The 13,026-nt window shown below is 45.4% G+C and carries 10 protein-coding genes; 8 read left to right on the top strand and 2 right to left on the bottom strand.

Annotation, left to right across the window (positions count from 1 at the left end):
* Positions 1-51: 51 nt before the first annotated feature.
* From ASL11_RS10030 to ASL11_RS10040, 3 genes are all read left to right on the top strand, one after another.
* A complete protein-coding gene (locus tag ASL11_RS10030) occupies positions 52-954 on the top strand; it encodes a carbohydrate ABC transporter permease (protein WP_056613083.1) in 903 nt (300 codons plus the stop codon).
* 67 nt (positions 955-1,021) lie between these two features.
* Positions 1,022-1,798 carry a carbohydrate ABC transporter permease gene (locus tag ASL11_RS10035; protein ID WP_420851928.1) on the top strand — a complete coding sequence of 259 codons (777 nt, stop codon included), beginning with the start codon at positions 1,022-1,024 and terminating at the stop codon, positions 1,796-1,798.
* Positions 1,799-1,822: 24 nt separating this feature from the next.
* On the top strand, positions 1,823-2,866 hold the full coding sequence (locus ASL11_RS10040; protein WP_056613086.1) for a glycoside hydrolase family 88/105 protein: 1,044 nt from the start codon (positions 1,823-1,825) through the stop codon (positions 2,864-2,866).
* 192 nt (positions 2,867-3,058) lie between these two features.
* Here ASL11_RS10040 and ASL11_RS10045 read toward each other — a convergent pair whose 3' ends face one another.
* Both ASL11_RS10045 and ASL11_RS10050 read right to left on the bottom strand, forming a co-directional pair.
* Positions 3,059-3,817: a YheC/YheD family protein gene (locus ASL11_RS10045; protein ID WP_056613088.1), complete on the bottom strand. Its 759-nt coding sequence runs from the start codon at positions 3,815-3,817 to the stop codon at positions 3,059-3,061.
* A gap of 109 nt (positions 3,818-3,926) precedes the next feature.
* Positions 3,927-5,918, bottom strand: coding sequence for a beta-galactosidase (locus ASL11_RS10050; protein ID WP_056613090.1), 1,992 nt, complete (start codon positions 5,916-5,918; stop codon positions 3,927-3,929).
* 253 nt (positions 5,919-6,171) lie between these two features.
* On the opposite strand from ASL11_RS10050, the gene ASL11_RS10055 reads away from it, so the two are divergent.
* The 5 genes from ASL11_RS10055 (at position 6,172) to ASL11_RS10075 (ending at position 12,985) form a co-directional block, all read left to right on the top strand.
* Entirely contained in the window at positions 6,172-7,143 is a 972-nt protein-coding gene (locus tag ASL11_RS10055) for an ABC transporter permease (protein ID WP_056613092.1), read from the top strand.
* Between the two features lie 33 nt (positions 7,144-7,176).
* Entirely contained in the window at positions 7,177-8,061 is an 885-nt protein-coding gene (locus ASL11_RS10060; protein ID WP_056613094.1) for a carbohydrate ABC transporter permease, read from the top strand.
* A 47-nt stretch (positions 8,062-8,108) separates the two neighbouring features.
* Positions 8,109-9,695: an extracellular solute-binding protein gene (locus tag ASL11_RS10065; protein ID WP_056613096.1), complete on the top strand. Its 1,587-nt coding sequence runs from the start codon at positions 8,109-8,111 to the stop codon at positions 9,693-9,695.
* Between the two features lie 198 nt (positions 9,696-9,893).
* Positions 9,894-10,394 carry a hypothetical protein gene (locus ASL11_RS10070; RefSeq protein ID WP_056613097.1) on the top strand — a complete coding sequence of 167 codons (501 nt, stop codon included), beginning with the start codon at positions 9,894-9,896 and terminating at the stop codon, positions 10,392-10,394.
* Between the two features lie 245 nt (positions 10,395-10,639).
* The gene (locus tag ASL11_RS10075) at positions 10,640-12,985 is read left to right on the top strand and encodes a helix-turn-helix domain-containing protein (RefSeq protein ID WP_056613099.1); all 2,346 of its coding nucleotides are present in this window, start codon (positions 10,640-10,642) and stop codon (positions 12,983-12,985) included.
* Positions 12,986-13,026 lie beyond the last annotated feature (41 nt).

Consider the following 13,026-nt stretch of genomic DNA (forward strand, 5'->3'; position numbering starts at 1 on the left):
AGAGGAAGCGAGGCTTCCGCTTCATAAATCAAGGTTAGGGGTTGATCACCAATGAACAAGCTGCGTTATAACGATAACCTGGTGGGGTACATATTTGCTTCCCCTTTCATTCTGGGGTTTCTCATCTTCACACTGTATCCGATCATTTCATCACTTTTTTATTCGTTTACGGATTACAACTTGTTTGATGCACCGAATTTTATCGGTTTTGACAACTATGAAAAAATGTTTACCGCGGACGATAAGTATTGGAAATCCGTCAGTGTAACTTTTACGTACGTGTTCGCCAGTGTACCACTTCGACTCGCATTCGCTTTGATGGTAGCGGTACTACTTAATAAAGCTGTCTCAGGTATCGGCGTATACCGCTCCTCGTTTTACTTGCCTTCCTTAATCGGGGGCAGCGTGGCTGTTTCCATCATGTGGACGCAAGTGTTCGGAGATAAAGGCTTGGTCAATTCCGCACTAGGTGTTATTGGGATCCACACAGATACGTCCTGGATCGGGAACCCGTCGACGGCGCTATGGACACTGATTGCTTTGTCCGTCTGGCAGTTCGGTTCTTCCATGCTCATCTTCCTTGCCGGTCTCAAAAACATTCCAGCTTCTTATTATGAAGCGGCGAGTGTAGACGGCGCGAATAAAATTCGCCAGTTCTTCAAGATTACACTTCCGTTGCTTAGCCCAATTATCCTGTTTAATCTAATTATGCAAACCATCTCTGCGTTCATGACCTTTACGCCAGCCTATATCATCTCACGCGGCGAAGGTGGACCGCTAGACAATACATTACTTTATTCTTTGTATTTGTATCGCAGAGCATTCCAATTCTACGAAATGGGTTATGCTTCCGCAATGGCGTGGGTCATGCTCATACTTGTCGGTATCATAGCACTCGTTATTTTCCAAACTTCGAAATACTGGGTTTACTACGAAAACAAAGGAGAGAAATAACATGGCACATTCGAATAACTACAAACGCGTTGGCTATCATCTCCTTTTAGTCCTATGCTCGCTTGTGATGATGTACCCTATCATTTGGTTGCTTGCTAGCTCGCTGAAGCCAAACAGTGAAATTTTCTCAACTGCATACAGCTTGATTCCGAGCAAGATTGCTTGGGAGAACTTTCAAACAGGCTGGAGAGGCTTCGCAGGTAATTCATTCGGTCGCTTTTTCATGAACTCGTTCTATATCGTGATCCTGTCTACGATCGGCGCGGTGGTCAGTTCAGCCCTCGTTGCTTATGCGTTTGGCCGTATCCCATTTTTCGGAAGAAACTTCTGGTTCGGTTGTATGATGCTTACTATGATGCTGCCGCACGATGTTACAATTATTCCGCAATACGTATTGTTTGCGAAGTTAGAATGGATTGGATCCTTTAAGCCGATCATCATGCCGCAGTTCTTCGCAATTCCATTCTTTATCTTCCTGATTATGCAGTTCATTCGGACAATTCCCATTGAGCTTGATGAAGCGGCTAAAATGGACGGTTGCAGCAAATACAGCATCTTTTTCCGGATTTTGGTTCCACTTATCGTTCCGGCGCTCATTACATCAACGATCTTCTCCTTCTACTGGCGCTGGGAAGATTTCATAAACCCGCTGCTTTACTTAAATAAGCCGAGTATGTACCCTGTGTCTCTGGCCTTGAAACTTTTCTTAGATGGAGAGTCAGTGAATAACTGGGGGGGCATGTTCGCAATGGCATCCGCATCACTGGTACCGATTGTTGTCGTGTTCTTCATTTTCCAACGGTACATTGTTGAAGGAATTAGCACAAGCGGCTTGAAAGGATAGAGGATGAGAGGAGAACTTATAGACATGCCGAAATTAGTATTTGAGGAAAATGATATCATTTCAGCCATCGATCGTGTGGTAGATCGCACGTTTCGAATGGACTTCGGATGGGATTGGCCAGGTGGTGTCGCATTTTATGGGGTTTGTGAAGCCTATGCGGCAACAGGGAATGAATCGTATCTAACTAGGCTGAAGGCTTGGGTGGATGAAAATATGGAGGATGGCTTGCCGAAGCTTTCGGTCAATGCGGTGTCCATCGGGCATTCCCTTCTTACCCTATATGACGTGACAAAGGAAGAAAAATATTTAGACACTGTGAAGGAAATGGCGGAATTCCTAGCGACACAAGCGGAGCGGTTTGGGGACGACATTCTCCAGCATACGGTTAATTCCGAAACGTATAACTTTCCAGAACAAGCTTGGGTTGATACGATGTTTATGGCTGGTTACTTCCTACTTCGTGTTGGAACATTGCTGAATAATGATGACTATTTCGAGCTTGGCTTGAAGCAATATCATGGACATGAGAACGTCCTGCAAGATGCGAAAACCAACCTGTACTACCATGGATGGGACAATATCGCTCAAAATAATATGTCCGCTATGTTCTGGGCACGCGGGAACTCCTGGGCTGCTCTCACGATGGCGCGCGCACTTCATCTCGTAGAAGTTACGCATCCTTCGTTCATGATTATTGATGGTTCATTGCGTGATCAACTAAGCGCACTTGTTCGATTGCAAGATGAGTCAGGTCTGTGGCACACTATTCTTGATGATCCAACAGCTCCGCTGGAAACTTCCGGATCAGCCGGTATTGCCACTGCTTTACTTACGCGAGGCAGACTGTATAACAAATATACACAGAAGTCGATCGACGGCATTTTAGCGCGAATTACCGAGGAAGGCACAGTAACTGGTGTTTCCGCGGGAACGGCTGTCATGAAAAATGCAGAAGGATACAAAGGCGTGCCAGACAAACGCATTCAAGGTTGGGGGCAAGGGTTAACCTTGACGTTCCTGGCTGAGGTACTGAATTCGAAGAAAAATAGTTTTGGGAACGGTTGTTAGAGAGTAAAAATTAAGTTTAAATGGAAAACCTCCAGTTAATTTCGGTCATTCTCTGCGAAACGCACAGAAACGCCAAGATTAACTGGAGGTTTTCCTGTTATTTCCATGAAATGGCGAAAAGACGAAGAAATAGATGGAGGATTTCCATCTATTTCTCATATATCAGTTAGTTTGTATGATGAAACCAATCATCTACTTCTTACGCCCATACTGTTTTCCAATGTCCACCATGCGCCGATACAGCTTACGATTAGACATGTTCTTCAATGGATAGAACTGAGGTCGCGTATTCACTTCTAGAATCCACGGTCTTCCTTTGGAATCAATCGCGACATCGAGACCCAGTTCTCGGAATCCTCGATTATGATCATCAAAAGTATTCCCGACCGACACGCCTAACTGCTTCAATTGCGCTTCCCGTTCTTGAGTATCAGGTGTGGAATAGCCTGCTCCGAGCATGGTGGGTTTGAAATAACCGATAGATCCGCCTTGATTATAATTCGTAGCTACTTTTCCTTGTCTGCCGATTTTGGCGAAGAGGCCAGTGCTCACCCATTCACCTTGATTCGTTTTCTGCACCATGACGCGAATATCGAAAGGTCGGCCTTTCGTATGGGCGAGCTTAATCCCTTTCTGGAGTAAATAGGAACGCTTACCCGCATGTTTGGACAATTTGCTATGCAATTCATTCAGCGTGGTATAGAAGTTTTTTGTACGATTCAATTGAGTTTGGAAGCCTGTTGTCTTCCGTTTGATACGGATAATATTGGAACCACCGGAACCATCTGTAGGTTTGAAAAAGACTGTTTTATAATCATCCAACATCCTATTCAAATTATTTTTCGTAAAAAGCAACGTTCGAGGGACATAGTGACGTAATTGAGGTTGTTGAAGCAACCATTTGGTTTTACGCCATTTGCTCTTGATTGAACTGCTTTTATACGTGGGCATAGGGAGTACACCTCTTTTAGACAGCGTATGTGAGGTGCACGCTGCTTGTCAGTGCTTATACCCATGGACCCATCAAATTTGCATAAACATAACCTCTGAAGTGCCTTTGTTACCTAGCTGTGAATTGAATTAGTTTGTGTTCATACCGGCCAAGTGTTAGCTGCCCCTTGCGGTAGACGGTTCCCGTGATCGGGTCGACGCCATCACGTGGGAGAGTCACGCTGCCGCCTGCACCGTCCATGTTAACCACGACCCAGACTTCGCGACCATCGCCATGTCGCGGAGCAACAATCGTACCTGCTGTTACATCGGTACGTAGTGTTACACCAGCATCATCCGCATACCGCAGGATGAGCTTGTTCAACAATTGCTCACCTTCCTCGCCGGTCGGCATAGAGCCAAGCATGACGATCTTACCTTTGCCATAGGTGCGCTCGGTAATGAAGGCCAGCCCCGGTGTCAGCCCCGATTCGACGGTTCCAACGGCGACAGCTTCCTTCGGTTCAAAGACGGAGCTCCAAAGTGATAGCGGGGCAGCGACACCAAAGGCGCTGCCGATGGATCCGCTGCCGTCCATAGGGAAGGTGTAGACTGTTTCCACACCTGCTAGGTGCTCCAATTCACCGAGGGCAGCATTTGTGTGCATCGTGTGTTCTTCGGTGCGTCCGCCGGAGAGAGGGCCGACTACCCATACACCGCCTTCCGCAACGAATGCAGAAGCACGCTTCATCAGATCTGATGAGATATAAGGGAGGAATGGCGTAAACAGCAGCTTGTACCCGGTCAGCTCGGCACCTTCTGGCACGATATCCCTGTGAAGTCCAAGATGGAGTATCCGTTCGTAGAAACTGGTTACAAGTCCGCGATGATTCAGTTTTTGATGCGGTTCTGTTTTCAGAAACGCTTTGGAGCGATCCGAATACGTCATCGCAACTTCAGCTTGAGTAGGTCGAGTCGCTACGATTGTGGCTTCAATTTCTTTTCTAGCCTGCTCGACTTCTAATACGTTAGGGAAGCCAACCGTAGGTTTGCCCCAAGTGCTGATAACAGAGCCGTGTGGCTGCTCGCAGCCTGCTCGCTGCTGTCTCCAGAGCCAATAACAGAAGGCTTCTGCTCCAAGTGCATAAGCAGCAACAGCTTCAGCTTTGAGATAGCCGTTAGGATGCGGCTTTGCGTAGCTTGCAAGGGAGGCCGCATGGGAGGGACTCGTTTCCATGATCCAGTAATCTCGACCGCGCTTAAAGTTCCGCCACAAGTCGTTATTTAATAAGTAGTTCGCTGGATGATCGTAGGTTGCATACGTATCGAACGACGCAAAATCCAATTCGCGGAATAAACGCTCATTATCTACACTGAAAGCGACGCTGCTATTATGCGTGATCGGCGCGTCCGAGAATTGGCGGATCATCGCCGCTTGTTCATCTGAGAACTCCGCAATCTTCTCCATTGAAAATAGCTGGTACATCGTACTGAGAGAAGAGTTATGCAAGAACGGCACAGGACCAGGTTGCGGTACTTGCTCGAAGCTATGATAGTATTCGCTCCAAATTTGTGTGCCCCACGCTTCATTCAATTTCTCAACAGTTTCGTAACGTGCTTCAAGCCATTCATGCCATTGTACAAGACAGGTTCCACACATACATTCGGATACATGCGCTTTGAATTCATTATCAATCTGCCAACCGATCAGACCTGGCAAGCGTCCAATAGCCCTTGCAATATGCTCGGTGATAATGGCGGCTTTTTCACGAAAATAAGGATGATTCGTACAAGCATGCTGACGCGACCCATGTCCCATAACTTGCAGCTGCTCATTCACATACATCCGTTCCGGATGACCGTGCGTGAACCAAATTGGCGGAGTCGGAGTCGGTGTACACATCACAGTATCTATCCCATTTTGATGGAGGAGGTTAACCATTTGCACAAAAAATCCAAGGTCAATATGCCCCTCCGTTGGCTCCATATTAGACCAGGCGAATTCGCCGATTCGCACGACATTCATACCTGCTTGCTTCATAAGAACGATATCTTGTTCAATGACCGATTGATCCCAAAGTTCAGGATACCAGGCAGCACCATGATATAGCTTTTTACCCATTACCATCATCCATCCTTTTCATCAGAAAGTTAGTTTCTACTATAAGTGCTATTTTACTCAGGGGCAATAACACATTCTTGCTGGGTAAATTAGGAAGTTTCAACTGTTTTGACGGGTTTGCACTTTCTTGATACAACACGAATTTAATCATTTGGAAGGGCTTACAAGAATGTCTGATAGGCGGTAAATCACAGGAGATGCATAATAGGGCTACAAACGCTCACAAGGCGATCATGACATGGAGGTGAAAAGGATGAAGCAGGCAGCTGCTCCTAGCAACAGAAAGCTGGTTCAGGTGAGCGAGGCGAAAGGGCTTCGCAGATCACAGGTCTGGGCAAGGTTGCGCAAGGATAAATGGATCTACGCATTGCTAACACCAGGCTTATTGTATTTCATTATTTTTAAATATGTACCCATGTGGGGTGTGCTGCTTGCCTTTAAGAATTATCAGCCTTTTCTAGGCTTTTGGAAAAGTGACTGGGTTGGTTTGGAGCATTTTCGTGTGTTTTTTCAAAATCCAGAGTTTGTTATGCTCCTCCGCAATACGCTGTTGCTTTCGTTATATAATTTGGTGTTTTACTTTCCGGCACCGATTGTGCTTGCACTCCTATTAAATGAAATCAAAGTCAATATGTACAAACGAACTATTCAGACATTAATTTATGTGCCGCATTTCATATCATTAGTCATCGTGGCCAGCTTAACTTATGTTTTCCTGACGACACAAGACGGATTGGTTAATGAGCTATTGCAGAAATATGTGGGGCACAAAATTGACTTTTTAGCTAGTCCAGAATGGTTCCGGCCGATGATTATTATGCAAACGATTTGGAAGGAATGCGGGTTTGGCACGATTATCTTCCTTGCAGCGCTTGCGGGAGTCGATGTGGAACAATACGAAGCATCCATCGTGGATGGCGCTAACCGCTGGAGACAGCTGTGGCATATTACACTACCGTCGATTCGTAGTACGATCGTCATTCTCCTCATTTTGCGTATGGGGGATGTGTTGGACAATGGATTTGAACAAATTTTCCTCATGCTGAATCCATTGAACAGGGAAGTAGCTGAAGTATTTGATACCTACGTCTATATGATGGGGATTACGCAAGGGGCATTTAGTTATAGTACAGCTGTTGGATTGTTTAAAGCGGTTATTGGCGTTATCTTGGTACTCGGTGCGAACTGGACAGCGAAGAGGTTCGGACAATCCGGCATTTATTAATACGAATATGATAGGTAAAGGAGGAGAGGGGTTTTGGCAAAGCAATATAAGAGCGTTCCCGGAACCATCTTCGATGTAACGAATTATGTTGTACTTGGCGTTATAGGGATCGTTGCCATTCTACCATTTCTATATGTCATAGCAGGGTCGTTCGCTTCGGATGCAGAACTGACACAACGTTCCGTGTTCCTCATACCAGAGACGTTTACCTTAGCAGCTTATCGCTTTATTTTCTCAACGGATACGATTTTGAAAAGTATTGGGGTATCGCTGTACGTGATGGTTCTTGGTACCTTTGTGAACTTGTTCTTCACCGTTACGATGGCGTATGCCTTATCGAAGCGTGGGCTAATGGGACGAAATACCGTGCTGAATCTGATTATTTTCTCCATGCTGTTTGGTGGAGGCTTAATTCCGACCTTCTTGGTTGTACGTGAATTGCACATGTTGGACACCTACTGGGCCTTAATGATTCCAGGAGCGATTAGTGCTTTTAACTTGATTATTGTCAAAAATTTCTTCCAAGAGATCCCTCCCGAATTGGAGGAAGCCGCGAAGATTGATGGCTGCACAGAGCTTGGCCTTTTGTGGCGGATCGTGCTGCCCCTATCAATGCCCGTATTGGCCACATTCACCTTATTTTATGCGGTAGGTCATTGGAACAACTTCTTCTCAGCTTTACTTTACATCAACGATCCCGCCAAATGGCCGCTGCAAGTTATGCTCAGACAGATTGTTTTACTGTCTCAGGCTGCAGCTGGTGATATCAATGCCATGGATCCGAATTTCGTGAAACCGCCTGAGCAATCCATCAAGATGGCTGTTATCGTCGTAGGCACCATTCCAATTTTACTTGTCTATCCGTTCCTGCAAAAACATTTTGCCAAAGGGGTCTTGATCGGCTCGGTCAAGGGGTAACGGATTACGATAGAGGCAAGTCCATAACTTAGAGGAGGCATGTTTAGATGAAGAAAAATGCGAAGAAATGGGTTACCGTAGCAACTGTAGGAACAGCTGTCATGACAACAATTGTTGGTTGCAGCAGTGACAAAAAGGGAACAGCTACACCTGCAGCATCCGCCTCAACCACACAAGCAGCTACACAGACCAAAGCGCCAGAGAATCTAGCTCCACTGGACCTAAGCATCATGCTTCCGATCTTCAAAACGAATTTCCCAAAGGATGATGGTCCTGTTACGACTGAAATTGAGAAGAAAACGAACACCAATATTCATCTGGAGTGGGTCCCGAACGCTTCCTACACAGATAAATTTAATATTACATTGGCTTCAGGCAAGCTGCCTCAGATCATTTATGTTGGTGATGTGAAGAATCCAAGCTTTGTAAACGCGGCCAAATCAGGTGCTTTCTGGGATATCGGAAAATATTTAAAGGATTATCCGAACCTCAGTAAAGCGAACCAAGTCATTATGAACAACTCGTCGGTCGATGGTAAAAACTACGGTATTTACCGTGGTCGTGCTTTGGGTCGAAATGGGATTAACTATCGCAAAGATTGGTTGGAAGCTGTTGGTATGCAACCGCCGAAAACCATTGATGATTTCTACAATATGCTCAAGGCGTTTAAAGAAAAAGATCCTGACAAAAACGGCAAAGACGACACATACGGCATGGTATTGGTCAAATGGACGGGGCAATGGGCAAGCGGCTTTGATATTATGAAACTCTGGTTCGGAGCACCGAACAAATGGGGCGTTGTAGACGGGAAGCTCGTACCTGAGCATCAAACCGCCGAATATCTGGAAGCCCTTAAATTTATGAAGAAACTATATGATGAGAAGTTAATTAATCAGGATTTTGCTGTGTTTGATTCAGCGAAGTGGAACGATCCAATTGCCAACAATCAAGCAGGGGTCATCGTAGACGTAACCGATAATGCCGCGCGTATGGATGATAAAATTCATGCTGCGCTTGCCAAGGATGGCAAAGACAATCCTAACATTCATTATGTAGATAATATGATTGGCGTCACAGGCAAAAATGGTTTGAAAGCACTACCTACCTCCGGATTTGCTGGTATTCTAGCTGTTTCGAAATCCACCGTGAAGACGGAAGATGAACTGAAACGTGTGCTGAAATTCTTAGATCAAATGAATGAGCCGGATCTTCAAACGTTAGCTGGCTATGGTATTGAAGGCAAGCATTATACGAAGGATGGCGACGCGCTTGTTGTGAGTAAGGATACAGCTCTTCTCGAGTCCGAAGTCGAAGGTTTGAACCAAATGCTGCCATTTATACCGGAAGATCGCGGCTTGAAAGTGAAGCAAACACCGCTTCGCTTGCAAACGACGAAGATTCAAAAAGAAGCAGAAGCGAACATCGTGGCCAATCCAGTTGAGCCATTCATCTCCACAGTGTACTCACAAAAAGGTCAACAGCTGGATAACATCATCAACGACGCGCGTATTAAATTTATCGTCGGCCAAAGTGACGAAGCGGCTCTGAAGGCTGCTTTTGAAACTTGGAAGAAATCAGGCGGAGATGATTTGGTGAAAGAAATGAACGACTTGTATGCTGCTGCGAAGAAGTAAATTAGTATTTGTGAAAGCAATGAGCGAGGGCACCCGACAGGGTGCTCTTTCCTTTTCTAAAAAACAAAGACCAGTCTACCACTAGGAATAGTGTGAAAGGCTGGTCTTTATTAAATAAGTACTTAAAAGCTTAGTCCAAACTTGTCTGCTGAACATAAGATGACAAGAATAACTACTTTTAAAGGATGCGTGAGCTGCATGAAACCTCAATATCAGTCCAAAAGTAAACAAAAACGCGGTCATGTCTTACAAAAATCAGTTGCCAGAGCTTCGTCCACAATGGCTGCACAAGCGAGAGCTCATTTAGGAACACCGGTTTGTATAGGGCTTAAAGATGGATCTGTCTACTACGGTATTTTGGAAGACATTGAGGCCAATCAAGTCATTCTTCAAGGCTTCAAGGCAAATAAAAAACTTACCCGCAAGAAAAGCAAATCCAAAGCACAAATCTCTAGTCTAGGCAGTTTAGGTGGATTAGGCAGCATGCTTGGGATGTTAGGTGGCGGGGGGCTCGGTGGCTTGCTTGGAGGAGGAGGTTCGTCAGGCGGACTTGGGGGCTTGCTCGGCGGACTTGGTCAAGGGGCAGCTGGAAGTACAGGTGGGGCAGGCGGCATATTTGGCAACATCGGCAGTTTCATGAAAATGGGCATGGGTGTTATTTCATTTATAATGCCATTGATGAAAAATTTCTCGATATAAGTGATGAATAGCGGACTATCGTTCCGCAACGATATGCAGCAGCTCCCTGACAGTTGGGGAGCTGTCTTTTTTTACCACATAAGCGTGGAGAAACTTGATCTCCTTCACCACTGCATTTTAAACACAAAAAGTCGGAAAAGTAATGTATTTCCTCTGGAAATTAACTTCCATCCGACTGCCATCCGGTATACGCTCTAAGTTGAAGTCTTCGCTCCAAACTAAACTTTCGAACGGTTGGTGAGAGCATGTTCCGAGCATTGAAACAAGGTCTGGCAAGTAGTTTAAGCAAAACGATTGGTGGACAAGGTCGCTTTTACAAAAAGAGTCTGATTACGATCTTCATCGTCTCGGGTATTCCTGGGCTAGTGATGGGAGTCCTCGTATATTGGATGGCAGGTGGGCGCGTGGAAAGTGAGCTGCTTCAACTACATTATCGGCAAATCGAACAAAGGTCGCAAAATATCGATGACCAGTTAGGCAATCTGGAGCTGTTGCTATCCCACTGGGCGTTTGATAATAAATTTGACTATAGTTTAAATGGGTTTGATTTTGTAAGAAATTTCGAACGGACTCAGGATATTACCAGAACGCTGGTCGCGATGCAGGGATCTAATGCGATGGTGAAACATGCAGAACTTTATGTGGGTGGAACAAGCTCTGTTCTATTCAACCCTGAATATATGAAGATCGATAATCGTACAGCAGCGACAGCTTCTAGGTATGAACCTCTCATCCAGGGTCAAAATACGACCTACTGGACGCAATGGTCATTTGATGCGAATCGTCCTGATAACAAAGATTTAACGCTCGTTCATCAAGTTCCCGGTGGAAGTTTGAAACCGTTCGGGGTCTTAGTTTTCCGTTTTGATAGTCAGAAGGTGGCCAATATGCTCAATACGCTGACGCCTTATGATGGCGGGGAGACATTTCTGATTCAGAACGCTGGAGAACTGTTCGTTTCAGCAAACGGGAACACGTCGTCATCTCCATTTGTAAGCGCTCTTCGTGACAAAATTGACTCACTAAAAGGCAATAAAGGTTCCTTTTTTATGGATTGGAAAGGCTCTACATACACGGTATCGTACGGTAGCTTGGCCAGAATTGCAGAAGATTGGACCTATGTATCCGCCTCGCCGATTTCGAGTATTACATCACCGGTAGTCTTTATTTCCAAGTTGATTATCACGGTAAGTCTTGCGGTATTGCTGCTCGCGGCTATTCTTGCATGGCTGGCTTCACGTCGCATTTATTTACCTGTCAAAAGGCTTGTTGCAATGCTGGGGGGAAGCGCGACTCACCATGAGCATGCGGATGAATTCACATTGCTGGAGTCGAAGTGGATGAATTTGCATAACGAGAGTCTAGAGCTGAACACGAAGTTGACAGAACAGCTTCCCCACCTCAAGGACAGCTTTCTGCACCAACTGCTGCAAGGATATTTGAATGCGTATTCAGAGGACGATTTACGCCATCGGATGGAACGTTTTAAATGGGACGTGAAGGATAAGCAATTCGTTGTCCTCTATGTCCAGTTGATTGGGATGACGAGCATGGAGGGGAACTTCCGGCTAGGTGAAGAGGGACTTGTTACTTTTGCAGCCGTGAATATGATTGATGAGCTGGCGGCTCAGTATTTTGAACAGCGTCATACCCTTAACTTTCACGATTTAACAGCGGGTATTCTTCTCATCCTGCCTGAGGATCAATCTTATACGGAAGCCACCCAAGCTTTTAGTGATGATTTGAAGCAGTCGATTAACCGTATTTTGAAAATGCGCATGACCTTGGCGATCAGCCGACCGATATCACTGATTTCAGATGTGCCAATCGCATTTGAACGAGCGAAGCAAGCAGTTAGCTATCGTTACTTCGAGAATGTGAATCAGATTATCGATATGGAGCATGACAATTTTGCAGGAGATGAAGACATGGAGTTGCAATATCCATTTACACAGGAGCGGGAGCTCATTCAAGCCTTACGGACAGGAAAAGAAGGGGAAGCAAGTGAACTGTTGGTGTCTTTCCTGGAGGTTTTAACCTGTAAAGGTGCCAAAGAAATTGAGGTTCAGCAAGGGATGTTGCATTTGCTTGGCAATGTTCAGCACGCCATCATGGTGTCCGGGATTAATCCGAATCGCCTCTTCAAGGGCGCGAACTTATATGAACAGCTTTCCCAGATTCGAGAGTCTACGAGAATTCTTGCGTGGTTTCAGGATAAAGTGCTAAGTCCTTTCATGAGGGAGATGTCAGGTCGTTCGGACGCTCAAGTGAAACGGATTATCGAACAAGCGATGATTTATTTGCAAAATAATTACAGACAGGATATTTCGCTTGATAATTGTGCGGAGCATACGGGGACGAATCCATTTTTCCTTAGCAGATCCTTTAAGCAAGTGACCGGCAAAAACTTTATCGATTACTTGACGGAACTGCGCATGGACAAAGCCAAAGAACTGCTAAGAGATTCGGAAATGCGAATCAACGATGTCGCCGATCAGGTCGGATACCAACATACGTATTTCAATCGGATTTTCAAAAAGCTGGAGGGCATGACGCCAACGCGCTATCGTGAGCTCAGTCGAACATCCTAGCAATAATGTATGAGTTCGCCAAAAAAGTGCAATCCGCTGAA

The sequence above is a fragment of the Paenibacillus sp. Soil750 genome (assembly GCF_001428045.1).
Taxonomy (GTDB): domain Bacteria; phylum Bacillota; class Bacilli; order Paenibacillales; family NBRC-103111; genus Paenibacillus_E; species Paenibacillus_E allorhizoplanae.

Bases quoted from the DNA above. Each gene is read 5' to 3' on its own strand.
- ASL11_RS10045 (WP_056613088.1), bottom strand. From the start codon at position 3,817: ATGCCCACGTATAAAAGCAGTTCAATCAAGAGCAAATGGCGTAAAACC.
- ASL11_RS10055 (WP_056613092.1), top strand. From the start codon at position 6,172: ATGAAGCAGGCAGCTGCTCCTAGCAACAGAAAGCTGGTTCAGGTGAGC.
- ASL11_RS10075 (WP_056613099.1), top strand. From the start codon at position 10,640: ATGTTCCGAGCATTGAAACAAGGTCTGGCAAGTAGTTTAAGCAAAACG.
- ASL11_RS10035 (WP_420851928.1), top strand. From the start codon at position 1,022: ATGATGTACCCTATCATTTGGTTGCTTGCTAGCTCGCTGAAGCCAAAC.
- ASL11_RS10065 (WP_056613096.1), top strand. From the start codon at position 8,109: ATGAAGAAAAATGCGAAGAAATGGGTTACCGTAGCAACTGTAGGAACA.
- ASL11_RS10040 (WP_056613086.1), top strand. From the start codon at position 1,823: ATGCCGAAATTAGTATTTGAGGAAAATGATATCATTTCAGCCATCGAT.
- ASL11_RS10030 (WP_056613083.1), top strand. From the start codon at position 52: ATGAACAAGCTGCGTTATAACGATAACCTGGTGGGGTACATATTTGCT.
- ASL11_RS10070 (WP_056613097.1), top strand. From the start codon at position 9,894: ATGAAACCTCAATATCAGTCCAAAAGTAAACAAAAACGCGGTCATGTC.
- ASL11_RS10050 (WP_056613090.1), bottom strand. From the start codon at position 5,918: ATGGGTAAAAAGCTATATCATGGTGCTGCCTGGTATCCTGAACTTTGG.